This is a genomic window from Neobacillus kokaensis, assembly GCF_014656545.1.
Classification (GTDB): domain Bacteria; phylum Bacillota; class Bacilli; order Bacillales; family Cytobacillaceae; genus Neobacillus; species Neobacillus kokaensis.
In genome coordinates, this window is sequence record NZ_BNDS01000012.1 from 14,221 (window position 1) to 39,767 (window position 25,547).

The window sequence follows — 25,547 nt, forward strand, 5'->3', positions numbered from 1 at the left end:
TAGATACCAATGGAGGGTTAACAAATGGCTGTTGAAGTAAAAGAATTGAAACAGGATAGTAAAGAAACGATTGATACCTTAGTGAAAAATGGACTTGAGGCATTGAAAGGATTCAGGGATTTTGATCAGGAACAAATTAATCTTATTGTGAAGGAAATGGCCTTAGCGGGACTTGACCAGCATATGCCGTTGGCAAAGCTCGCGGTTGAAGAAACAGGGAGAGGCGTTTACGAAGATAAAATCATCAAAAATATGTTTGCCACTGAATATGTCTACCATAATATTAAATACGATCAAACGGTTGGAATCATAAACGAAAACGAACATGAAGGAATCATCGAAATTGCCGAACCGGTGGGTGTCATTGCTGGTGTAACACCCGTTACCAATCCAACCTCCACAACAATGTTTAAAGCACTCATTTCAATAAAAACCAGAAATCCAATTATTTTTGCTTTCCACCCATCTGCTCAAAAATCCAGCAGTCAGGCTGCAAGGGTCCTTAGAGATGCAGCGGTCAAAGCAGGGGCGCCAGAGAATTGTATCCAGTGGATTGAAACACCGTCCCTAGAGGCAACACAAGCACTGATGAATCATGATGACATCGCTTTAATTCTCGCAACCGGCGGTGCAGGAATGGTGAAAGCAGCGTATAGCTCCGGAAAACCTGCCCTTGGAGTGGGCCCTGGTAATGTACCTTGTTATATCGAAAAATCTGCTAATTTGCACCAGGCTGTGAACGACTTAATTTTATCCAAGACATTCGACAATGGTATGATTTGTGCTTCTGAACAAGCGGTTATTATCGATCAGGAAATCTATAACGATGTGAAACAGGAAATGTTAGCAAACAACTGCTATTTCTTAAACGAGGAAGAAAAACAAAAGATTGAAAAACTGGTTATTAACGAACATTCATGTGCAGTTAATCCTAAGATCGTCGGTATGGCTGCTTCTGCTATCGCTGCATTGGCCGGAGTCACGGTTCCTGAACATACAAAAATCCTTGTTGCGGAAATTCAAGGTGTCGGCCCACAGTACCCGCTATCCAGGGAAAAGTTAAGCCCGGTTTTAGCTTGCTACAAGGTTAGCAGTTTCGAAGAAGGATTAACCCGAGCAGAAGAAATGCTGAATTTTGGAGGAATAGGACATTCTGCCGTTATTCATACTTCTGATCAAAATGCGATCAGACAATTTGGGCTGCGAATGAAGGCAGGACGTATCATTGTCAATGCGCCATCTTCACAAGGTGCAATCGGTGATATTTATAACGCGTATATGCCATCCTTAACTCTAGGCTGCGGAACCTATGGAGGCAACTCGGTTTCTACAAACGTGGGTGCCGTTCATTTGATCAATATCAAAAAAGTCGCTAAAAGGAATGTTAATATGCAGTGGTTTAAAGTTCCATCTAAGATTTATTTTGAAAAGAATTCAACACAATATCTTGCTAAGATGCCTAAAGTATCAAAAGCATTTATCGTTACAGACCCTGGTATGGTGAAATTGGGCTATGTTGACCGCGTTCTCTATTATTTAAGAAAGCGTCCAGATTATGTTCATTGTGAAATTTTTTCAGAGGTGGAGCCAGATCCATCCATTGAAACCGTCATGAAGGGTGCAGAAATGATGGCTAAGTTCCAGCCGGATGTCATTATTGCACTCGGCGGCGGCTCAGCAATGGATGTGGCAAAAGGAATGTGGTTGTTCTATGAACATCCTGATACGGAATTCTTCGGACTGAAACAGAAATTCTTGGATATCCGCAAACGGATTGTAAAATATCCTCGTTTAGGTGAAAGAGCACAATTTGTGGCGATTCCAACAACGTCTGGAACAGGTTCAGAAGTAACATCATTCTCCGTGATTACCGATAAAGAAGCCAACATCAAATACCCGCTTGCCGATTATGAATTAACACCGGATGTGGCGATTATTGATCCGCAGTTCGTCATGACAGTGCCAAAACATATTACGGCGGACACGGGTATGGACGTTTTGACTCACGCCATTGAAGCGTATGTATCTTGTATGGCGAATGACTATACGGATGGATTAGCAATGAAGGCAATCCAGTTAGTATTTGAATATTTGCCTAGAGCCTACCGTAATGGCGGTGACGAACTTGCTCGTGAAAAAGTGCATAATGCCTCAACGATAGCGGGTATGGCATTTGCCAATGCATTCCTTGGGATCAACCACAGCCTTGCCCATAAACTTGGGGCAGAGTTCCATATCGCTCACGGACGTGCAAATACCATCTTGATGCCGCACGTCATCCGATATAATGCCACAAGACCAACCAAGTTTACCGCTTTTCCAAAATATAATCACTTTGTGGCTGACAAACGATATGCAGAGATTGCCAGAACACTTGGCCTGCCGGCACGCACAACCGAAGAGGGAGTAGAGAGCTTAATCCAAGCCATTATTAACCTGGCACAAGAACTTGATATTCCAATGAGTATTGAAGCCAATCATGTTGACAGAGAAGAGTTTGAAAGCAAAGTCGACTATCTTGCGGAACGCGCATTCGAAGACCAGTGTACAACCGCGAATCCAAAGCTGCCATTAGTAACTGAACTAGCTGAAATTTATCGTCAGGCTTTTTGATGTGCCTGGTACCGCCCGAATTTTGTCGATGATTCAAGTGAAGCTGTAACATTAATAAACAGGCCAATCGTAATCATTTTACGGTTGGCCTGTTTCAAAATTGATTAATGGTGCCTGGCACCGTCCGATTATGTCTAATACGTTGTGGGAAGATAAACCTATTCCCGGCTGAAATCGGCCTCCTTTAATGGAACTATCTTTGGCCTTTTTACAATTTTGTAGCTTAAAAACCCAAGTAAGAATAAAGGCAGTCCAATATAGGAAACTAAAATTCCGTACCAGTCAATTTTATCACCAATGAATGCCCCGTAATTTGTCCCAAGCATCGCTACTAAACATAATAAAGTCGCCAAAATGGGACCCAATGGGAACCACCGTGCGAAATAGGGAAGCTCGTTAAAGTCCTTTCCTTGAGCGATAAAGGCTTTTCGGAATCGGTAGTGTGTAACAGAAATACTTAACCAAGAGAGATACCCGGCTAAACCAGCAGCATTTAATAACCATGAATAAACGGTTCCATCCCCGAAAAGGGAGGTTAGGAAGCAAAGCATTCCTACAAAAGTCGTCGCATATATGGCGTTAACCGGGACGCCCCCTTTATTTACTTTTTTCAGGAATGCTGGTGCTTTACCTTCTTCCGCCAATACCCACAGAACACGTGAACCAACATATAATGATGAGTTTCCTGCGGATAAAACAGAAGTAAGAATAACCGCATTCATCGCAGCTGCAGCAAATGCCAGCCCAGCATTTTGAAATACAAGAGTAAATGGGCTTACCGCAATGTTTTCAAGATCGGAGCTTAATAAATTCGGATCATTATAGCTAATTAAACATCCGATCACAAAAATTGATATAATATAGAACAAAAGAATTCGCCAAAAGATTTGCTTAATCGCTTTCGGAATATTTTTTTCAGGGTTTTCACTTTCACCTGCGGCTACCCCAACCATTTCCGTTCCTTGAAAGGCAAAGCCCACCACCATAAAGACACTAAAAATGGATAAAAGGCCACCCTTAAATGGCGCTTCTCCTCTTGTAAGGTTTCCAAATCCGCCTGTATGCCCTTTCATAATTCCAAAGATCATCAGCAATCCGACAACTATAAAAATCAAGATGGTGACAACCTTGATAATGGAAAACCAAAATTCTGATTCACCATACCCTTTGACGGATAAAACATTTAGACCAAAAATAATGGCGAGAAAAGTGGCACTCCAGACAATGCCCGGAATATCGGGCAGCCAATATTTCATAATCAATGAAGAGGCTGATAATTCAAGAGCAAGAATAATGGCGTTGTTATACCAATAATTCCAGCCGACTGCAAACCCTAGGGCGGGGTCAACAAATCTTGATGTATAGGTACTAAAGGAACCTGAAATAGGTATATAGGCAGCCATCTCCGCTAGACTTGTCATGAGGAAATATACCATAATCCCTGCAATAAGATAGGCGGCAATTGCTCCCCCTGGACCAGCATCATGGATGGTCGTACCACTGGCTAAAAACAGACCCGTTCCGATCGTGCCGCCAATAGCAATCATGGAGAGGTGCCTTGTTTTTAATTTTCTCTCTAAGTGTTCATGTTGTTCTCCTGGATGTGTTTGTTGAGTTTGTTTTTTCATTGCTGTATTTTGCATAAAACACCTCATTTATCTTATTTGGTATCCAAAAGAGAGTGATCCGAATATCATGGTCGTCTTAAAAAATGAATCCGCTTTCTACTCTGTTGGTAAGTATGTCTTCTTTTCCGATTCGCTTTGACCTAGATGAAATTATTTTACTTTGTCCAATGGCTGAATTAATTTTGCTAGATTCATTGTTTTAAGACCTTCTGTTGCTCTTTCAATATCTTTAGAGAAGATACGGTCCTTTTTAATCGAAGGAACAAGTTCTCTTCCTGCATCAAAAAGTCTCTTTGTTTGGGTTGCCATTTTTTTGACCCCTCGATATTCAACTGCCTGCATCGCACAAATGAATTCGATGGCTAGGACTCTTCTTGTATTTTGAATGATTTGATAAGCATGCCTTGAACCAATGGTTCCCATGCTCACATGGTCCTCCTGATTCGCAGATGAAGGAATCGAATCGACACTTGCCGGATGTGCCAGCGTTTTGTTTTCAGAAACAAGCGCTGCTGCAACATATTGCATGATCATCGCCCCAGATTGCAAGCCTTGCTGAGGGCTTAAAAATGGCGGTAAGTCATTTAACTGTGGATTGATTAATCTTTCAATCCTTCTTTCAGAAATATTGGCCATTTCCGCCACTGCAATTTTCATAAAATCCATAGCAAACGCAATTGGCTGTCCATGGAAGTTACCGCCGGAGATTACGGTTTCACCGTCATCAAAAATTAACGGATTATCTGTTGCAGCATTCATCTCAATTTCTAACTTTTCTTTAACATAATCAAGTGCCTGCCATGTGGCGCCATGAACTTGCGGGATACATCGCAGTGAATAAGCATCCTGCACCCGAAGCTCGCCCTGCTGAGTAGTCAATAAGCTGTCACTTAAATAGCTGCGGATTCGTGCTGCTGTATCGATTTGCTGCTTGTAGCCTCGTGCTAGATGAACTTCTTCAGCAAAGGCATCGATGATTCCATTTAGTCCTTCAATTGTCATAGAGGAAATTAACTCACTTTGGTATGCAAGTTGTTCTGCCTCTAGATATCCAATTACACCCATTGCTGTCATTGCCTGCGTTCCATTGATGAGGGCAAGTCCTTCTTTTGCCTGAAGGGTGACTGGGTTGATGTCTTCTTTTTGGAACGCTTCAAGTGAGCTCATGCGATTTCCCTTATAAAATACTTCTCCTTCACCGACTAACACTAATGCTAAATGGGAAAGTGGTGCTAAGTCTCCACTTGCTCCTAGAGAGCCTTGCTGCGGAATGACAGGGATAATATTCTTGTTGACTAACTCTATTAATTTTTCAATCACAATCGGTCTAATGCCGGAAAATCCTTTTAATAGTGCGTTAGCGCGAAGGAGTACCATTGCTTTTGCCACAACCTCTGGGAACGGCTCGCCTACTCCGCAAGCATGTGAACGAATTAAATTCAGCTGAAGGTCTTCAACATCTTCTTTGTCAATGAGCACATCGCTGAATTTTCCAAACCCGGTTGTGATCCCATAGATGACTTTTGATTCTGATACGATTTTTTCAACTGCTTCCCGGCTCTTTCTTGCAGCCTCCATACTCTTTTCTGAAGCAGACACCTTCTGATTTTCGAATAAAATTTCCTTCATTTGAGCTAACGTTAAATTTTGACCTGTTAATGTAATCAAGTTCCCCACTCCTCTAATACTTTATTAAAATAAAGAAAGAGGCTGGATTCCGATTCTGATTAGAATTGGAGTCCAGCCTCTTTTGTAACGATTTTTGAATCTGAAACTATTCTTTTAAATAACAGCCTCATGGGTTATCATTCCTTTCAACGTAATCTATCAATCTATGGGTTAGGTAATTATCATATGCGATAGGGGACAAATTTGTCAATGGAATTTTCTGAATGTTTTAAATAGCGTGCCTGTCATCGCCCGAATTTTGTCGGATGAATAAAGGTGCCACCCGAATTTTGTCGATTCAAGAGGTGTCAAGAAAGTGCATTTTTCGATGATAGGTCCTATTCATATTGATGGTATACATTCCCATACTCATTTCTATTAAAAGTATTTAATGAATCTTAGTATCTGGTAATTTCGTTGTTTTTGTTAAAAAAAGATAGATACGGTTAAAGACAGGTTCTGATTTACGTTATAGGATAGTGTTGAACAATGGTTATTTTGAACGGAGAAATGATAGAATTCACTTAAATGCGCCTATCATTCTTTTAGTTAAACGAATATAACAGGAGGTGAAACCATGCCTGTTCCCTTTGACCGTATTTCTCCGTTCGTGCGCAAAGTGAAGATTTTAAAGACAGTGTCCCTTGTCGGCGAATGGATTGATTTTGATCATGTCCTTACTTACATTGAACAAGGGAGTGCAGAATTTATTCTAAATGGCCAAAAATACATTGTCCAAACCGGGGATCTGGTTTTGATGCACCCTTTGCTGTCCCATATTGTCCGTTCCATTTCTACGGAGCCGCTGATCCAATATATTGTCCATTTCGATCTGTTCTATCATGAACATCGAAGCCGGGGGGAATTGAGACAGGAACCACCCGCCGAAGAAATGCAATTGGCTGGGGTTCATCCGATTGTCCATGGGACAGCTGATCAAACTAGGAAAATCAGGAATCTATTTTTATCCATGTACCAAGTGCATCAGGAAACTGATTTTCATTCCGCATTAAAATTGAAAGCAGATGCCCTTTACCTGTTATCTCTCTTTTTTGAGAGCCAGCAAACCGGAGCCGAAAAAGCCGGTGTACCGAAAAAGGGTTGGATCATCTTGGAGAGCTGCCTGCAATTTATCCATGAAAACTACCAGAATTCCAGTTTGGATATCGAGGCTATCAGCAGGCATGCCGGTTTTTCACCAAGCCATATCGCCTATCTTTTCAGAGAGGAAATCGGGATCACGATCCATAAATATGTGACTCAGCTCAGAATGGAACAAGCCAAAAAACTTATGCTGGAAAATAGCGATTCTTTAACAAATATCGCTGAAAAGGTTGGGTATCAAAGCATTCACGCTTTCAGCCGCACCTTCAAGCAGAATGTCGGGATGACCGCCAGCCAATTTATCGCTTATCACAGCGAAGCTATAAAAGCGCACAGCGATATTTTGTAAGGCTCCAGTAGTAACCGCTGTCAATGGAAAGCGGCACTAATATTGCAAATACAACATTCAAAATAAATGATATTTTTCTGTTCATTCAACAGGAAGAAATTCAGTTGCGGAATCTGAGATCCAAGGGTCCCATCCGACAAACAGGAGGCAGTAAAAAATGAAAACAGACCATTCTGCAATACGCAAAAATTGGCCGAATCATTACGGAGACCCGGAGTGGTTTATCCATGACCGTTTTGGTTTATTCATCCATTTCGGTTTGTATTCCAATGCCGCGCGCCACGAATGGGTCATGCGATGGGAGAACATTCATCCGGACACATATCGGAAGTATTTCGAACGATTCAATCCTGATCGTTTTGATCCCAAGGAATGGGCGATCACTGCCAAAAAGGCCGGATACAAATATTTCGTCATTACAACCAAACACCATGACGGATTCTGTCTTTGGGATACGGCTTTCACAGATTACAAAGTGACCAATACGCCCGCCAAGCGTGATTTATTAAAGGAAATTGTAGATGCTTTCAGAGCAGAAGGCCTGAAAGTCGGCTTCTATCATTCACTGCTCGACTGGCATCATCCCGAGTTCCCAGTCGATGGAACCCACCCGCAAAGCAATGATGAGGATTTTAAAAAGTCGGCTGCGGGCAGGGATATGTCAAAGTATGTTGAATACTTGCATAACCAAGTCCGGGAGTTGTTGACCAACTACGGAAAAGTGGACTATCTCTGGTTCGACTTTTCGTATCCACAGGAAAACTGGGGATGGTCAGTCGGAAAGGGTGCAGAAGATTGGCAGTCAGAAAAGCTGGAAAAATTGTGTTTGGAACTCCAGCCGCACATCATATTAAATGACCGCCTTGATTTGCACAGGGGCATCCAAACGCCGGAACAGTACCAGCCGCTCAAACCATTGGTGAAAGAGGGTCATCCCGTCCTTTGGGAAGCTTGCCAGGCGATGAATGGCAGCTGGGGCTATCATCGGGATAATTTAGATTGGAAATCGAGTGAAATGCTGATCAAGATGCTGATTGATACGGTTTCTAAGGACGGCAACCTGCTGCTCAACATCGGACCGAACGCACGGGGAGAGATTGAACCGCTGACGAAAGAGCGTCTTGATGCAATCGGCAAATGGATGGATCTCCATTCCCAATCCATTTACGGCGCGAGGAACAGTGATTTTGTCACACCTGTTGACTGCCGTTACACCCAAAAAGGCAACCGGCTTTACTTACATATTTTCTCCTGGCCGTTCAAACACATTCATTTGCCAGGACTTGCAGGCAAAGTGGAATACGCCCAGTTTCTCCATGACGGATCAGAACTCTTTTTCAGGGAACATAATCCGAACATCCATGTGACACACATGACCGCAGAAATTGAACCTGGCTCCATCACGATTGAATTGCCGGTCCAAAAACCGGATGTGACCGTCCCGGTTGTGGAATTGTTTTTGAAAACCGAGTAATAAAGGTGCCTGTGCATCGCCCGATTTTTTTGGAGAAGTGTTGGCAGCACTTCTCTTTGGCGTGCCTGTCACGCCTCGAATTATTTTACCATTTCCGTTATCTTCATCTAGAATATGAGGTCAAAGTGCTTCGGCTGGCGATTCGTAAAGGGGAAGCCATATCGCCTAAAAAAGTCGAGAAGTATTTGAAGCTAAGTGACAAGACGGTAAAAAGAATACTTTCTCAACTGGTCGACAAAAAGATGTTGATTCCCGCATCCGGAGTCAAGAGGATCCGATCTTATCGGTTGGGGGATCATGTTAAGCACCCGAGAGATAAATAAACGGAAAAATTTCGCTTAATTAAAAATTATCATTAAAAAAGCTTAAATAGACGGAGAGATTCTGCCTATTGACTAGAAAAGTCTGAAAATAGGGGGTTTTCCTTTGCATAATCGGAAAATCTCCCCTTATTTACCCCGAAACGGCCACCAATCTGCATCTAACCGGAAAATCTCCGCTTATTTTCCTTTCGCTGGTTACTTGATTTAGAACAACGATTCCTATTTTAGTAGAAGTGAGATGCAAGGCGCGTTTCTGAATATCTGATCCACTGTTCCGTAATGCAAGTGATTTTCAAGCATTCCTGCATATCCTCGATCAAATCCATGAAAAGTTCCCTTTTGAAATGGCCTCCTATTGCTTAATGAATAATCATTATCACCTTGAAATGATGTCAGAGGAAAATTCATTATCCAAACTAATGTCGCTGATTAATAAACGATACGTCAATTACTATAATACAAAATACCGTTTAACTGGCCATGTGTTAAGATAAAATCCAAGTAAAGCTAAACGTGTAGTCAACAAAGGAACGATTTATTTTGTTCCTTTGTCTTTTTTTATCCAAGGGTATTTATACAAGACATGATAAAATAAATGAGTAGGGGGTGAAAAAAGTGGATATGCAAAAGTTGAAATACTTTATGGCCGTTGTTGAAAACGGCACACTTTCTAAAGCTGCCATTGCCTTGAATATGACACAACCGCCGCTAAGCATTTTAATCAAAAAGTTTGAAGAAGAATTAGGCTTACAGTTATTTGAGCGAAAGGGGAAGCGGTTAAATTTAACTTCTTCTGGGTCGTTGTTGTATGAAAAAGGAAAAGAGCTCATTACGTCTACTGAGGCGATTATTCAAGAATTGCATGAACATCAGGACGGCAAGCGCGGTCATGTGACAATAGGTTGTTCCACTATAGCAAATTTATCTATTATTCCTTTAGTAGTTGAAAGAATGATAGAAAGAGGTATTCAAATTACCGTCCATGTAATGGAAGGAAATAGCGCATATGTCTTAGAACAATTACGTAATTACAAGATGGATATTGGAATTATACGGAATGTCTTTAATAAGGAAGATTTATATACTACGGCTCTGCTCATAGAGCCAATTCTAGTGGCACTGCCTCCTAATCACCCATTAGCAGCTAAACAATCAATTGATTTAATCGAGTTGGCAAATGAAAATTTTTTAATGCAATATACAACATTAGGCTATGGAATTTCGGATATGATCATCGAGGGCTGCCAAACGAATGGATTTAAACCCAATATCATTTACTGGGGGACGGAAACACTGCCAATGTTAAATATGGTGAAAAAGGGTTTAGGCATAGCTTTTACCCCCATGTTATTTTCAAAACAGAACGATTTTATTTTACCACCCCTTGTTAGCTTAAAAAACCCTTCTCTGTATACAAACTTGAATTTAGTCACATTGAAAGATAGTGTAAAAAAAGCAGCTACAGAACAATTCCTTGAGATTACAAAAGAAGTAATTGAAGAGTTGAACAGCAGCTTTTAGTGTAGAAAAATAGGATTAACTCATGATCGAAGCACACATCTTTATGATGGTGTGCTTTTTATTATAGTTGTAACCAAAAAGAATAAGGATGGGTTCCTTTATATATATAATGTATAAACATTAATTTAAATATATATTTTTTATTTTAAAAAATAACCGTTATAATGAAACAAACAATTATCAGAATATTTCAATCTATGTAACAATCGATTAAACCAATGGGTGGAAGCGTTAACATCTAGAGTTCAGAATATTATAGGGAGGTGAAAGTTCCTTAAATGGATAATATATTTTCGGATGGATAGCAGGGTGCCTTTACTTAGGATAAACAATGTAAGGAAAAAATCGGGAGGTGCAGTAGATGGAGTTATTAATAGGATTTGGCTGGTTATCTTTCATGCTTGTGATTGGAATTATCTTAAGATATAAAGTTTCATTCTTTCAAAATATGTTAATACCTAGCTCGGCCATTGGCGGAGTAATAGGGTTTATATTGATTAATACAGGGGTTATTCAGGTTTCAATCCCATTATTACAAACATTTGTTTCACAGTTATTTATAATCTCGTTTATATCCATTGGGTTAACCACATCTGAGGGAAGTAACGGTTTAAATTCAAGTAACCGTACTAGTAAGGTGGTAACAAAAGGAGTATTATGGTTTGCTCTGGCATGGGGGTTAATGGTCAATTTACAAGCTTTGATTGGGATAGTCTCGATTAATGGAATCAATTTATTTGGACATTCTCTGGACCCTAAGTATGGAATTCTATTACCCTTTGGTTTTGCTATGGGTACTGGTCAAGCTATTACGTATGGAACGGTTGCAGAAGATTATGGCTTTTCAAATGCTGCTTCTATCGCAATCACATTTGCCGTTGTTGGTTACATGATTGCTACCTTTGTTGGAATTCCTTTAGCTAGATGGGGAATTCGAAAAGGAATAGCTTCCAAGTCTGAAAAATTATCAGAAGAGTTATTAAAAGGAGTTCTCCCGAAAGAAAAAAGGGAGCGGGTAGGAGATTTAACGTTCCACTCTTCAAATATTGAGACGCTTACATTCCACCTGGCTGTAATAGGTGTTGTTTATTTAGTTGCCTATTACTCGTTGAATGGGTTAATTCAAATTTTACCTCCTAAGATTGCCACCTTTGTTGGAGGATCGTTATTTATATTCGGGATTCTGTGGGGGACGATTTTTTCAAAAACGGCTAAAATAGCAAGGATTGATCATTTCTTTTCACCAGGTCTTCAAAAATCTATCACAGGCTGGACAGTAGACTTTATGGTGGTTGCCTCCTTCATGTCTGTCTCATTTAGATCAATTCAGGGATATGTTTTGCCTATTATCATCATCACTTTAATTGGCGGGATCGTGACAACGGTTGTTTGTTTCTATCTAGGGCAGCGCGTCGGCAGTAATTATGATTTTGAACGAAGTATTTCGTTTTATGGATTAGTGACTGGACAGGTGCCTAATTCACTATTGCTATTACGTATTGTAGATCCAAGATTCAGTACCCCCCCAATTCTTGAGATTGCGATTTATAACTCACTTCTGCCGGTTACTCTCCTGCAAATCTTTCTCGGATTTGCACCGATTATTTGGGAATGGAGTGTGGGGAGATCGGTATTATTCTATACAGGATCTATTGTCATCTATATGATTCTATTAAAAGTATGTAAACTATGGGGTCCAAAAACATTTTCGATGATGGGGAGTTCTGAGTCCAAACCATTGTCTGATCAGCCAGTTCCAAGGAATTAAAACTGCTCGATAGTAATAATACTTAGCACTTGTTTAAAGCATATAAAAAAAGGAGGGAAATCATTTATGGAGAAAAAAGTCTTTGTTTCGTTAACATTTGATGTTGATGGAGAAACGCTCTGGACTTCAAGGGATCCTAATAATTGGCAAAGGCCAGTTGCTTTATCCCATGGAACTTACGGACCAAGAGTGGGATTACCTAGAATACTGCGGCTTTTACAAAAATATTCAATTGAAGCTACATTTTTCGTACCAGGCTGGATTATTGAACAGTACGAATCCAATATAAAAGAAATTGTAGAGGCTGGGCATGAAATTGGCCACCATGGTTATCTGCATGAATATCCAGATACGCTTACCGAAGAGAAAGAAAGGGAAATCCTGCAAGTAGGGATTGATAGAATTACAGAACTAACGGGAAGAAAACCAATGGGCTACCGTTCACCGGCGTGGGAATTCAGTCCTAGAACAATGGATTACCTAAAGGAATTTGATTTTAAATATTCCTCTAATATGATGGATGACGATCAACCGTATATTCATTCAAACGGCATTGTCGAACTACCCGTTCACTGGTTAATGGATGATGCTCCGTTCTTTCTATTTCATCCTAAAGTACCCGGACGAGTTATACAGCCAACGGAAGCTGTCTTTAACACCTGGAAGGACGAATTTTCAGCACTATATGAAGAAGGGAAATCTGTGGTACTAACATTTCATCCCCAAATGATTGGAAGGGCTCATCGGGTTCAGTATCTAGAGGAATTTATTAAATTTATTTTGGATCACCCTGGTGTTGAATTCACTACGTGTGAAAAATTAGCCAAATACACTAAGGAAGCTATGAAATAACGAGGTTAGAGATATGATTAAACAGATTGCTAATTTTATTGATTCTAAAGAAAACGAAATCTTTGAATTGCTTAAAACCATTGTGAATATGGACAGTTATTCACACGATAAAGAATCAGTTAATCGTGTAGGAAAGGTACTTTGCCAAAGTCTAGATTCCTTTGACATCTCTTATGTTGAACAATCGAATGAAAAATACGGTGATTTTATCATTGCCACACTAAAGGGGTCTAAGCCTGGCAAAATTCTGTTGCTGGGGCACCGGGATACACCTCATGCCGTTGGAACAGTAAAGAAACGCCCTTATTATGAGGATGGTACTTATGCCTATGGGCCAGGGGTTTCTGATATGAAGGCAGGACTTGTCAGTATGATTTATGCCGCTGCAGCTATTCGTCCATTTAAAGAGGAACTTTGTGATATTGAGCTTTTAATTACTCCGGATGAGGAGTGCGGTTCCCCAGTTTCAAGAAAAGTGATTGAGGAAAGGGCAAAGGGAGCCTTAGCCGTTTTTAATTTGGAATCAGGACGGCCTGATGGGTCTGTAGTTACTGCTAGAAAAGGGTCGGCCCACTTGCATTTTGAAATAGAAGGTAAAGCAGCGCATGCTGGTGTATTTATTGAGGAAGGAATTAGTGCTATTGATGAGCTGGCCTATAAAATTATTGAATTAAGAAAACTGATGGATTTAGAAAAGGGACGAACAATTAATGTAGGAACAGTGACAGGAGGCAGTAATTCAAATGTTGTAGCACCAGAAGCCAAAGGGTCGATTCATATAGGTTTTTGGACACTTGATGATTTTGAGTCTTTATTGGCTGATATCAGGGAGGTAATCAACACCAGCTATGTTCCAGGGACAAAAGCAAGTCTGGAGGGTGGTTTGGGCATTTTACCAATGGAACGACATGAAGGAGTTGTTAAGCTTTATGACATTGTTCGGAAAGCAGCCAAACAGTTCGATATATCAATAACTGAGAAAAAAGAAAGAGGGGCAGCAGATGCAGGTTTCACGGCATCGTTAGGTATTCCAACTATTTGTGGAATGGGCCCTATTGGGGGTAAATGGCATAGTAAAGACGAATATATGTTACTAAAATCCTTTCTCCCTAGAATAAAAATGCTAGCAGCCAGTATCATCTTAACTTCCAATCAATGGGGGAATGAGAGAGGAAAACTTGCCAAGCCTCTTTAATCCAATCCAGATAAAAGGCTTTATTTCAAAAAATCATATCAATAGGTTCCTATGTGGCAATACCTGGCGGACTATTAGATTTGTTCCTAATAAACTGAGATTTTACTTATACTTCAAAAGCTATTTGTAGGGCAGGACTGATTTTTGGAAATGACAGTAGAGCCTACGGGGAGAATTAGGGGAATTATGTTGGGAATATGGTCAGAAGACCATATTCCTCCTTATATTAGAATCAAGAACTTTTGCCATAAACATGGAACGGAAAAAGAAATATGCTTTTGCATTTGGAGAAAAGGTTGATTTACCTGGTATATGTAACCTAGGGCTTTAAATCTGGAAAGGATGGAACAAATGAAGATAACGGTTATAGGGGCAGGAGCGATTGGGGGAGTAATTGGAGCGTATCTCGCCAGGGCAGGCGAGAATGTTACATTTGTTGATATTGCGAGGGACCATGTAAACGCGATGAAACAATCCGGGTTAAGAATAGAGGCCGTCGATGAGGTGTTTACAGTTCCTGTAAAAGCTATGACAGTAGTTGAACTACTTGCTTCAAGGGAGCCTTTGGATGTTGTATTCCTAGCAGTTAAAGCCCAGGATACAGAGGAAGCAGTTCTTCAAGTCATGGATAAACTGCACGATACATCCGCTGTTGTTTCATTGCAGAACGGTCTTTGTGAAAATATTATTTCTTCTTTAGTTGGGCAAAAAAGGACGATTGGGTGTTTTGTTAATCTTTTTGCTGATTATATATCACCTGGGTATATTAAGTACGGAGGTGTGGGGAGTTTATACATCGGAGAGCTGGACGGATCGGTCTCCTCACGGTTAAAGGAAATACATAGGGTATTACAGCATTGGGGGCAGGCAAAAATCACAGATAATATATGGGGATATTTATGGGGGAAATTATCTTATGCATCCGTTTTGATTGCAACAGCCTTAGTTGATGAAAAAATAGCAGATGTAATCGATCCGATGGAAAACAGAGAATGGTTGGTAGAATTAGCCTCTGAAACATTAAGAGTAGCCGATAAGTTAAATATTCAACCAATGGGATTTGATGATTGGGAACCGTCAATCATATTTTCAAACAATAATAGAGATAGAGATTGGGATGAGGTACATCGGCAGTTAGACAAACATATTCAACGTCTTCGAACTTATAAGAAAGTAAAAACAGGGTTCTGGCGCGACCTTGCTATCCACAAGCGAAAAACAGAGGTTCCTTTTTATTTACATCCTGTCATTGAATTGGGTGATGAAGTTGGGGTTCAAACTCCATTGATACAAAAGGTCTTGAGTATGATTATAGAGATTGAAGAAGGAAAGCGTCAGATGTCTTGGGGGAATATCGATGAGTTAAGAAGTCTATATTCATGTTCGGGCGCCTGTAAGGAATTGGATAATTAATAAAGTAAATAAAGCCATTCGGCAAAATTCTTAAGTCACTCCACTAAACAAACGTTTATTTGAAAATGCCAAATTACTTACTGTCAAAGGGTTTTAAGAGATGCAACCGGTTTTCCGATAAGGGTAGCAGCCTTTGTTGATTAATGGTGCCTTCCAAAAGCGTTAATTTTTACCGATGACTTCGAAATCAGGAACTGACGGGCAAAATCAAGTGCTCATTTTTACCACCGCTTGGGGTTTCAGGAGTTGGCCGGGCAAAATAGTGCGCTAATTTTTCCTGAAGTGCTTGGTTTTAGGAGTTGGCCGGGCAAAATAGGGCGTTGATTTTACCCGAAGTGCTTGGTTTCGGGGGCTGGCCGGTCAGAATAGGTCGCTGATTTTACCCGAAGCCTTGCTTTTATGAGCTGGTCGGTCAGAATGAGCCCCTGATTTTACCCGAAGCCTATGGTTTCATGAGCTGGCCGGTCAGAATCAGCGCTTGATTTTACCCGAAGTGCTTGGTTTCAGGGGCTGGTCGGTCAGAATGCGCCCCTGATTTTACCCGAAGACCATGGTTTCATGAGCCGGTCGGTCAAAATCCGCCCTTGATTTTACCCGAAGACCATGGTTTCATGAGCTGGTCGGTCAGAATGCGCCGCTGATTTTACCCGAAGACCATGGTTTCATGAGCTGGTCGGTCAGAATCAGCGCTTGATTTTACCCGAAGTGCTTGGTTTCATGAGCTGCTTGGGAAGAATCCGGCCCAATCATCATGATAGTCATAACAGCTGATAATTCCCGCCTTACATCTTTCATCTTCATATAAGGAAAAACTAACCTCTCCAATCTCCCCATTTATTAGACCTTCTCCAGGTACTATTGCAGCTAGTTTTTCAATAATTCATGTGTTTTGTTTTTCTAATAGTTTTCCAGACTTTTAAATGAGAAAAGTCCCCACTTTTAAAGGATTCTTACATTCTATCGATAATATATAGTAGGAGGAAACATCTTTGTGCAGCCTTTAGGTTCATTGAATTTTATTATTGGGAGAGTGATCCGTTTGTTAGAATTGATTCATGCGGGTTCTTTGAAGACACTTGGAGATGAAGGTGTAAGGGTTATAAAAGGGGCAAGTCATGCTATTGCAGTGTTTGTTCATGAAAACCAGGTTTACGCGGTAGATAACCGTTGTCCGCATATGGGTTTCCCCCTTCACACAGGAAGCATTTGTGACGGAATCTTAACCTGTCATTGGCACCATGCTCGCTTTGATGTGAAAAGCGGGGGGACATTGGATCCGTGGGCAGATGATGTTTCTGCCTATCCTGTCGAGATTAAGGAAGATGAGGTTTGGGTCCACCCTGTACCTGTTAAATAGGTGTGCCTGTCACGCCCCGAAATTTGTCGAAGTTTGTTAGGTTTTAGAAGGAAATGAAAGTCAAACCTGCATGCATTCATCACGTTCAGGTTAATGGCAAACTACCCGCCTATAATGGTGAATAAATCGGCACCAGAGCAGGACGACTTCTCGGCTCAGATGCTGGAATGGTGAAACTTAAAGAAGTTCTGTTGTTTCATGACATAGGACACTAATTTACAATACAAAAACTCGCCAAGCATTTTGGCGAGTTTTTTCTTTTTGTTATTTAAAAGGAGATTGTGGATTGCTGTGTTCCATTCCTTATATGTTAATGATTAGTTGCGCTACGACAACTCATTCCCGTTCTTTTATATAAGAAACTCCCCAGGGTTAAATTTTTCGTAAGCCTCTCTTCTACGTTCGAAGGAATCTTTGTCAATGACAGCAACGCCGGCGACGATAGCATTGATTAGCGATAACACGGCAGGACCAGTGTCAAGGGTGGATGTCGAGGATAGATTAATTGGCAGCAATGTATCGGCAAATTCCTCGAGGGGAGAGAGAACTGAATCTGTAATACCAATAATATAGGCCCCTTGTTTTTTTGCCAACTTTGCCAGGTCGAGTGTCATGGATGAATAGCGGTGGAACGTGATGGCAACAAATATACTTTGATTGTTAATCTTGGAAAATAAGAAGTTGATGTCGTCAACTCCCGGTTGTACTAAGTGTGCATTGCCCCTAACGATATTAAGTGCAAATGATAACCAGTGGGCAACGGCGAATGAGGTCCTAACCCCAGCCACTAAGATATTATCGGAATCGTAGATTTTTTTTGCTGCCCGGTATAGATCCTCTTCATTAATTTGCTCGATGATTTTCTGAATATGACCCTGGTCTCGTTGCATGTTTTGAAAGAAAAAGTTAGGCTGATTTGCCTCTCCTGCCTTCATGGCTTGATAGTCTTGAAAACTGCTTTTTTCAAAAATTAGAAATTGTCTTATCTCCGCTTGCAATTCACTATATCCGCTGTACTCTAGTGCATAACAAAAACGAATAATAGTGGTCTCGCTTACTCCAACATCTTGTCCTAATTGGCTCGCCGATTTCATGGCCAATGCCTGTGGATAATCAAGGACATATTTTCCAACCTTTTTTTGGCCGGAAGAGAGAGTAGGATATTTTAATTTAATTCTATCTTTAAAAGTAATCATTTCCTGTCAACTCCCTGACAATTATAAAACTAATAAGATTAAAGTGAAGCGAATACTTCTTTTTATAATTATTGAAGTTTTTTATTTTACATTATCAAAATAATCTTATTCTTACAATATCATTTTTAATAATAAGAAATTATTAGAAAAAGTGGAGAAAAATTATTGTGAATAGACAGAATATATGATAAATTCAATTAAAAGTATAAACTTCATATTTTTGATGATGAAGTATAAACTTTACTGAACTAAAGAACATGAAGAATATGCTTTTTTAAGAGAGGAACCAAAGTTACTAATCTATAAGGGGGAAATGGTAAATGAAGAAGGTAAGTTTATTTTTCTTGGTGTTGGTTCTAGCTTTTTCAATCATCGGATGTTCGGGCGCGGATAAGACCGATTCAAAGACATCTGAGAGTGGGAAAAAGGCAGCAGGCGGGGAACTCCAAGTTGCATACAATGCGCAGCCACCAACACTAGATCCACTTTTGACTACAGCCGTTGCAACACGTGATATTACAAGGCATGTCTTTGAATCCCTTGTTACCTTTAATCAAAATTTTGAAGTCGAGCCTATGCTAGCTGAAAAGTATGAAGTAAGTGAAGATGGAAAAACCATCACTTTTGAACTAAGAAAAGGGATTAAGTTCCACAATGGCAAAGAAATGACGGTAGACGACGTTGTTGCCTCCATGAATCGTTGGATAGCCGTTACCACTCTAGGTAAGTCCTTTTTTACCAAGGCAACTTTCAAAGCAAGCGGTAATAATGCGGTGATATTGGAAATGCCGGAACGTCTAACTACTGCTTTAGCCATGCTGGCTGACCCAGGACAGGCTGCAGTTATTACACCGAAGGAAGTAGTTGAAGGGGCAACAGAGAAAGGTTTAGCTGAGTTTATCGGAACCGGCCCTTATAAATTTGTCGAATGGAAAACAGACCAATATGTTCACCTAGAAAAGTTTAAAGAATATCAATCTCTTACTACAGAGAGCAGCGGCTTAGCGGGTAAAAAAGAGGCTTTTCTGGATGATATATACTTCCAATTTGTAACGGATGCCTCAACTAGATTAGCAGGAATCCAAACTGGTGAATATGATGTGGCCAATGCGATTCCGTTTGATAATGCGGAACAATTAGAAGCAAATGAGGATGTAAAAAATCACGTATACCACAATGGCTTTAATGGTGTTGTGTTTAATAAGAAAGCAAGATTCTTTAAAGATGTAAAAGCACGTCAAGCTGTAAATGCTGCTTTGGATGAAGAAGAGATTCTAATGGCTGCGTTTTCGAATGGAAATTTCTATGAATTGGAACATGGTCTCATGATCAAGGACCAAGCGGATTGGTATAGCGAGGTTGGTAAAGATCAATATAATCAGAGGGATAGTGAGAAAGCGAAGAAATTATTGAAAGAAGCTGGATACAACGGCCAGGAAATCGTTATCTTGGCTAGCAGAGATTATGAAGACCATTACAATGCAGCTGTTGTTGTTCAGCAGCAGCTTCAGAAGCTTGGCATGAAAGTTAAGCTAGATGTGTATGATTGGCCGACACTCCTTCAAAAGCGCGGCGATGCAAATGCTTATGATATTTTTGTCACTGGTTTCCCAACGGAGCCAATACCAGCAAAATATGAATTTTTAAATTCCGCCAGTGAGTGGCCGGGCTGGACAAATGACCCAAAAATGGATGATCTGTTAGACAAAATCAACAAAGCAGCTTCACAGGAAGAAGCAAAAGAATACTTCGCACAGCTTCAAGAGGAGTTCTATAACTATTTACCAATTATTAAGTTTGGAAATAAGACTACAATTACCACAACTCGTTCTAACATCGAGGGTATGGGCTTCTTACAAGGAATTATCCTTTGGAATATTGAGAAAAAATAGCTAGTTTTATAGAGGGAGTGGTGAGACTTTGAAAGGATATATTTTAAAACGGCTCCTATCGTTGATTCCTGTATTAATGGTTGTATCCGTTGTTGTATTTCTAATTATCCATATGACACCCGGTGACCCGGCGTCTGTAATATTGGGTCCAGAAGCCAGTCCTAGAGAGGTAGCCGAGCTTCGTGAACAGCTCGGCCTAAACCTCCCTCTATACCAACAATTTGCAAATTGGTTCATTGGTATAGTGCAAGGTGATTTAGGGTATTCGTACTTCATGAGTGAGTCTGTACTCGAAGCGTTTGTATCACATTTAGGGCCGACTTTTTCTTTAGCGGTTTTAGCTCAAGTTTTTGCCATTATATTGGCAATTCCGCTTGGAGTGATTGCAGCTCGAAGGAGAGGTTCGGTTGTCGATCAGTCATTCATGGGTTTATCTTTAGTAGGAATTTCAGTACCGAGCTTTTTGTTAGGATTATTCCTAATTTTATTATTTGCAGTGGAGCTGAAATGGCTGCCGGTAGCCGGTTATAAACCATTAAGTAATGGAGTGTTTCTTCATCTCAGATACCTTGTATTGCCTGCGATTGCCTTAGGTGCAATGCAAGCTGCCTTGATTGCTAGGATGACGCGGTCATCGATGCTGGATATTTTAAATGCGAATTATATTAAAACGGCCCGCTCCAAAGGGGTTAAAGAAAAGATGATTGTTTATAAGCATGCACTAAGAAATGCGTTTATCCCCATCTTAACAGTAATTGGACAGACTTTTGGTACTCTCGTTGCTGGGGCCGCAGTTGTAGAAACAGTCTTTAACATTCCTGGCATTGGACAATTAATTGTAAATTCCGTGGAGCGACGAGATTTTGCTGTAATACAGGGGACAATCATGTTAGTGGCTATCAGCTATGTCATGATTAATCTTATCATTGACCTTTTATACGGTGTGATTGACCCGCGAGTGCGTTTAAGCAGGAAATAGGAAGGAGGCGATAAATGTGCAACCATCACCTGTTAACCAAGAACTAGAATTATTAACTGTTAAACACCATATAAAAAAAGAGCGGCGTGAACTATTGTTTCGGCGGTTTTTTTCAAATAAATTAGCGCTTACAGGATGTATTATAATTTCGTTTATTCTTTTGTTTACTCTTGTCGGACCGCTGCTAACCTCTCATGATCCATATGAGTTGGACGCTAAAAAGAGGCTTATTGCGCCTGGTGCGGAATATCTCTTCGGAACGGATAACTATGGACGTGATTTGCTTAGCAGAGTGGTTCACGGCGCAAAGGTCTCAATAGGGGTTGGTTTTTCTGTTGCGCTCATTACATCAATTTTTGGAATGATGATTGGGCTATACGCCGCATATTTCCGTTCATTGGATAATATCTTGATGCGTGTATGTGATGGGTTAATGGCATTCCCTGCAATTTTATTGGCCATTGCTATTATGGCTGCATTAGGACCTCGGGTTGAGAATGTCATTATTGCGCTGAGTATTGTTTTTACACCCTATGTTGCGAGAACAGTCCGTTCCGCTGCACTAGTCATTAAAGAACAGACATATATTGAGGCACTAAGGTCACAGGGGGCCAGTTCTTTAAGAATTATCTGGTCTAATATTGCCCCTAACGTGATTTCCCCATTGGTAGTTCAAGCGACATTTATCTTTGCTGATTCTATTATTACGGAGGCTGCCCTTAGTTTTTTAGGAGCAGGTATTCCGGCTCCGGCGCCAAGTTGGGGAAATCTCCTTTACGATGGAAAAATGGTTATATTTAATGCCTGGTGGATGACAGTGTTCCCTGGTGTAGCGATTATGCTTACGGTATTGGGCCTTAACCTTTTTGGAGATGGCTTGCGAGATTTATTAGACCCTCATAATAATAAGGCGAAGAAATAATGGAGGGCGGAGTAATGCAAGAAAAATTGTTAGAATTAAAAAATTTAAAAACTCATTTTCAAACAGAACGGGGAGTAGTGACTGCAGTCAATGGGGTTTCTTTTACAGTACATTCTGGGGAAACGGTTGGCGTGGTCGGTGAATCTGGGTGCGGAAAGAGCGTGACTGCCGAATCGATTTTACGGCTGCTTGACGAAAAGTCGACCCGATATGAGGGAGAAATTCTTTATAAAGGTAAGAATCTATTAGATTTCTCTATTTCCAAGATGCAGGAAATTAGAGGAAATGATATTTCTATGATTTTCCAAGACCCAATGAGTTCATTAAATCCGGTTTATTCGGTGGGCAATCAGATTGTTGAATCGATTCTGCTTCATCAAAAATGCAGTAAAAAGGAGGCCTATTCAAGAGCGATTGAAATGCTGCGCTTAACAGGTATTCCTTCACCTGAAAAAAGAGTCCATGAATATCCACATGAACTTTCGGGAGGGATGAGACAGCGCGTGATGATTGCGATGGCTTTATCTTGTCAACCAAGACTATTGATTGCTGATGAGCCGACAACTGCTCTTGATGTTACAACCCAAGCTCAAATTCTTGATTTAATCAATGAATTAAAGCTTTCTTACAACATGGGAACCGTAATGATAACCCATGACCTAGGTGTTGTTGCCGAAGTTTGTACGAGGGTAGTGGTTATGTATTTGGGACAGGTCATTGAGGAAGCGAATGTGGAAATGCTTTTTAAATCACCTTGTCACCCTTATACACGTGGATTGTTAAAATCAATACCGAAGTTAACTGGGGACCGTCTTGAGAAATTGCATGTCATAGAGGGGAAGGTTCCAACGTTGCATCAAGTTCCAAAAGGTTGTCGATTTGCACCCAGATGTGAATTTGCCAGCCAGAAGTGCATAGAGCAGATGCCAGAACTGATCGAGGAAGAAAGTGGTCATAAGGTTCGATGCTGGCATTTCAAAGAAATTATCGGCACAGGGGAGGGTCACTATGTCAATACTAGCAGCTAATGAAGAAAAACCACTCTTGCAGGTAAGAAACTTAAAAAAGTATTTTCCGATTACCAATTCGTTAGGTAATGTGACTGGGCAGGTAAAAGCGGTCAACAATGTTTCATTTGAGATGAAAGAAGGGGAAACATTCGGCTTGGTAGGAGAATCCGGATGCGGCAAAAGCACAACAGGTAGAACAATTATGAGGCTTGTTGAACCGACTGAGGGAGAAGCAATCTATAGAGGGAAGGATATTTATAGATTAAAGGGTAATGAACTGATGAGCATAAGGCGGGAAATGCAAATGGTGTTCCAGGATCCTTATTCTTCCTTAAATCCACGAAAAAGAATTGGTCATATTTTAGAAGAAACATTGAAAATTCATCACATCGGTAACAAAAAAGAGCGCATGGAACGAGTTATGGAAATGCTCAACCGAGTTGGCTTTCAGTCGGAGCAATATTATCGATATCCGCACGAATTTTCCGGCGGGCAAAGACAGCGAATTGGTTTAGCCCGTGCTTTAATGGTAAACCCGAATTTAATTATTTGTGATGAGCCGGTTTCGGCACTTGATGTTTCCATCCAATCACAAGTACTTAATCTTTTAGAAGAAATACAAGAGGAATTTAAATTATCGTATTTATTCGTTTCACATGATTTAAGTGTGGTCCGTCATATATCGGACCGGATTGGGGTTATGTATTTAGGCGAATTGGTGGAGGAGGCAGAAACTGATGAGCTTTATGGCAATCCGCTTCACCCTTATACCCAGGCTTTACTATCGGCCGTGCCGGTACCTAATCCAGCGGTAAAAAGGGAACGGATTACGTTAAAAGGTGAAGTCCCTTCACCGCTTAACCCTCCCTCTGGATGTGTTTTTCATCCGAGATGTCCACATGCAACGGAGATTTGCAAACAGAAAGTTCCTGTGAAAAAAATGGTTGCAAAGAATCATGCAGTTGCGTGCCATCTATATGTGTAAGGCGAGGATTGTTTATAAAAATAGAAAAGTGGTACAGAAATTTATTCGAAATAGCTAGGACTGGCTGAAAGCAAGTTGCCGGTAAATAACCAAGAACCGCTGGTAAACTGTCAAATTAGTAAAAAAGGAGATTTAATCATGACTCAAACAATTGACGTGTGCGATCTTAAATCTCAAATCTATGATATTTTTGAGCATCTACATCAACATCCGGAAGTAAGCTGGAAAGAGGTAAAAACTACCCAATATGTTGCGGGGATACTTCGCAGACTGGGGGCCAATTCAGTTACAACTTTTGACGACTGCCCGGGTGTGGTCGCGGAAATCGGTGAGGGAACTTTAACAGTAGGTCTACGCTCAGATATGGACGCTTTATGGCAAGAAGTAGATGGAGCGTGGCAGGCAAATCATTCCTGTGGTCATGATGCCCATATGACACTTGCACTAGGTGTGTTAATGACGCTGAAAAATATGAATGTAAAGCTGCCAGGGAAAGTTAAGTTTATTTTCCAGCCGGCGGAGGAAAAAGGTAATGGTGCCTTAAAGATGGTTGAAAAAAAGGTCATTGATGATGTGGATTATTTATATGGCGTCCATTTGCGGCCAGAGATGGAAGTGAAAAATGGGAAAGCGGTTCCTGCTATTGTACATGGTGCTGGGGTATCTATAGCTGGTAAAATTCTCGGCGAAGACTGTCATGGTGGTAGGCCGCATCTTGGAACAAATGCGATAGAGGTTGGTGCAGCGCTAGTTCAGCATTTAAATAGGATTCACCTAGACCCTTTAGTTCCATATTCGGTGAAGATGACTAAGTTTTTTGCAGGGGGAGAAAGCAGCAATATTATCCCAGGGTCTGCGGAGTTCAGCCTCGACCTTCGTGCACAGTCAAATAAGGTAATGACACAGCTGACTAAAAAAGTAGAGGAGACCATACGCGGTATCTCCAATTTGTATCAAATCGAGATTACTTATAAATATGAATCCAATGTGGTCGCTGCAGAAGTCAATGAAGAGGCACAGGCGGTAATGGCTGAATCGATTAAACAGGTGCTCGGTGAGGAAAATTTATTACCGCCAAGTGTGACCGCAGGAGGAGAGGACTTTCATTTTTATACGGTGAAACGGCCACAAGTTAAGGCCACTATGCTTGGACTTGGCTGTGGACTGGTCCCTGGTCTGCACCACCCAAAAATGACGTTTGACCGCGGGGCATTATTAACAGGGATTGAAATTTTAACAAGGGCTATTCTTATAACGTTTGAAAAGAATGGATTGAAAGTTGAATAGTAGAGAAAGTA

At 40.7% G+C, this 25,547-nt stretch carries 18 protein-coding genes and 2 pseudogenes; 16 read left to right on the forward strand and 4 right to left on the reverse strand.

Annotation, left to right across the window (positions count from 1 at the left end; all coding sequences use genetic code 11):
* Window positions 1-24 precede the first annotated feature (24 nt).
* Complete coding sequence (gene adhE, locus IE222_RS14575; RefSeq protein ID WP_191274020.1) at window positions 25-2,613, forward strand: bifunctional acetaldehyde-CoA/alcohol dehydrogenase; 2,589 nt, start codon at window positions 25-27, stop codon at window positions 2,611-2,613.
* Window positions 2,614-2,771: 158 nt separating this feature from the next.
* On the opposite strand, the gene IE222_RS14580 is transcribed toward adhE, so the two are convergent.
* Together IE222_RS14580 and hutH are read right to left on the reverse strand one after the other, a co-directional pair.
* Window positions 2,772-4,241 (reverse strand): amino acid permease, encoded by a 1,470-nt coding sequence (locus tag IE222_RS14580; protein ID WP_191274021.1) that lies wholly within the window; start codon window positions 4,239-4,241, stop codon window positions 2,772-2,774.
* A 150-nt stretch (window positions 4,242-4,391) separates the two neighbouring features.
* Window positions 4,392-5,909 (reverse strand): histidine ammonia-lyase, encoded by a 1,518-nt coding sequence (gene hutH, locus IE222_RS14585; protein WP_191274023.1) that lies wholly within the window; start codon window positions 5,907-5,909, stop codon window positions 4,392-4,394.
* 577 nt (window positions 5,910-6,486) lie between these two features.
* Between hutH and IE222_RS14590 the strand changes: the two genes are divergently transcribed.
* From IE222_RS14590 to IE222_RS14625, 8 genes and pseudogenes are all read left to right on the forward strand, one after another.
* Window positions 6,487-7,362: a helix-turn-helix transcriptional regulator gene (locus tag IE222_RS14590; protein WP_191274025.1), complete on the forward strand. Its 876-nt coding sequence runs from the start codon at window positions 6,487-6,489 to the stop codon at window positions 7,360-7,362.
* Between the two features lie 157 nt (window positions 7,363-7,519).
* Complete coding sequence (locus IE222_RS14595; protein WP_191274027.1) at window positions 7,520-8,836, forward strand: alpha-L-fucosidase; 1,317 nt, start codon at window positions 7,520-7,522, stop codon at window positions 8,834-8,836.
* A 580-nt stretch (window positions 8,837-9,416) separates the two neighbouring features.
* Window positions 9,417-9,644 (forward strand): annotated as a pseudogene (locus IE222_RS14600) (transposase); the annotation flags it as partial.
* 136 nt (window positions 9,645-9,780) lie between these two features.
* Window positions 9,781-10,680, forward strand: a complete 900-nt coding sequence (locus IE222_RS14605; protein ID WP_223282724.1) for a LysR family transcriptional regulator — start codon at window positions 9,781-9,783, stop codon at window positions 10,678-10,680.
* A 361-nt stretch (window positions 10,681-11,041) separates the two neighbouring features.
* A complete protein-coding gene (locus IE222_RS14610) occupies window positions 11,042-12,448 on the forward strand; it encodes a sodium/glutamate symporter (protein ID WP_191274031.1) in 1,407 nt (468 codons plus the stop codon).
* Window positions 12,449-12,514: 66 nt separating this feature from the next.
* Window positions 12,515-13,300 carry a polysaccharide deacetylase family protein gene (locus tag IE222_RS14615; RefSeq protein ID WP_191274033.1) on the forward strand — a complete coding sequence of 262 codons (786 nt, stop codon included), beginning with the start codon at window positions 12,515-12,517 and terminating at the stop codon, window positions 13,298-13,300.
* Between the two features lie 13 nt (window positions 13,301-13,313).
* A complete protein-coding gene (locus tag IE222_RS14620) occupies window positions 13,314-14,495 on the forward strand; it encodes a M20 family metallopeptidase (protein ID WP_191274035.1) in 1,182 nt (393 codons plus the stop codon).
* Window positions 14,496-14,846: 351 nt separating this feature from the next.
* On the forward strand, window positions 14,847-15,908 hold the full coding sequence (locus IE222_RS14625; protein WP_191274037.1) for a ketopantoate reductase family protein: 1,062 nt from the start codon (window positions 14,847-14,849) through the stop codon (window positions 15,906-15,908).
* 696 nt (window positions 15,909-16,604) lie between these two features.
* Here the strand turns inward: IE222_RS14625 and IE222_RS26400 are convergent.
* Complete coding sequence (locus tag IE222_RS26400) at window positions 16,605-16,742, reverse strand: hypothetical protein (protein WP_223282716.1); 138 nt, start codon at window positions 16,740-16,742, stop codon at window positions 16,605-16,607.
* A 205-nt stretch (window positions 16,743-16,947) separates the two neighbouring features.
* Between IE222_RS26400 and IE222_RS14630 the strand changes: the two are divergent.
* Window positions 16,948-17,256, forward strand: a pseudogene (locus IE222_RS14630) (Rieske (2Fe-2S) protein); the annotation flags it as partial.
* A 359-nt stretch (window positions 17,257-17,615) separates the two neighbouring features.
* Here the strand turns inward: IE222_RS14630 and IE222_RS14635 are convergent.
* Window positions 17,616-18,461 carry a MurR/RpiR family transcriptional regulator gene (locus IE222_RS14635; RefSeq protein WP_191274039.1) on the reverse strand — a complete coding sequence of 282 codons (846 nt, stop codon included), beginning with the start codon at window positions 18,459-18,461 and terminating at the stop codon, window positions 17,616-17,618.
* A gap of 320 nt (window positions 18,462-18,781) precedes the next feature.
* On the opposite strand from IE222_RS14635, the gene IE222_RS14640 reads away from it, so the two are divergent.
* From IE222_RS14640 to IE222_RS14665, 6 genes are all read left to right on the forward strand, one after another.
* Complete coding sequence (locus IE222_RS14640) at window positions 18,782-20,353, forward strand: ABC transporter substrate-binding protein (RefSeq protein ID WP_191274041.1); 1,572 nt, start codon at window positions 18,782-18,784, stop codon at window positions 20,351-20,353.
* 28 nt (window positions 20,354-20,381) lie between these two features.
* Window positions 20,382-21,332: an ABC transporter permease gene (locus tag IE222_RS14645; protein WP_191274043.1), complete on the forward strand. Its 951-nt coding sequence runs from the start codon at window positions 20,382-20,384 to the stop codon at window positions 21,330-21,332.
* Window positions 21,333-21,342: 10 nt separating this feature from the next.
* Window positions 21,343-22,254, forward strand: coding sequence for an ABC transporter permease (locus IE222_RS14650; protein ID WP_370465055.1), 912 nt, complete (start codon window positions 21,343-21,345; stop codon window positions 22,252-22,254).
* Window positions 22,255-22,268: 14 nt separating this feature from the next.
* Window positions 22,269-23,282 carry an ABC transporter ATP-binding protein gene (locus IE222_RS14655; RefSeq protein WP_191274047.1) on the forward strand — a complete coding sequence of 338 codons (1,014 nt, stop codon included), beginning with the start codon at window positions 22,269-22,271 and terminating at the stop codon, window positions 23,280-23,282.
* Window positions 23,263-24,249: an ABC transporter ATP-binding protein gene (locus IE222_RS14660; protein WP_275671468.1), complete on the forward strand. Its 987-nt coding sequence runs from the start codon at window positions 23,263-23,265 to the stop codon at window positions 24,247-24,249. Before IE222_RS14655 ends, IE222_RS14660 begins: the two co-directional genes overlap by 20 nt.
* Before the next feature lie 138 nt (window positions 24,250-24,387).
* Entirely contained in the window at window positions 24,388-25,536 is a 1,149-nt protein-coding gene (locus IE222_RS14665) for a M20 peptidase aminoacylase family protein (protein WP_191274049.1), read from the forward strand.
* Window positions 25,537-25,547 lie beyond the last annotated feature (11 nt).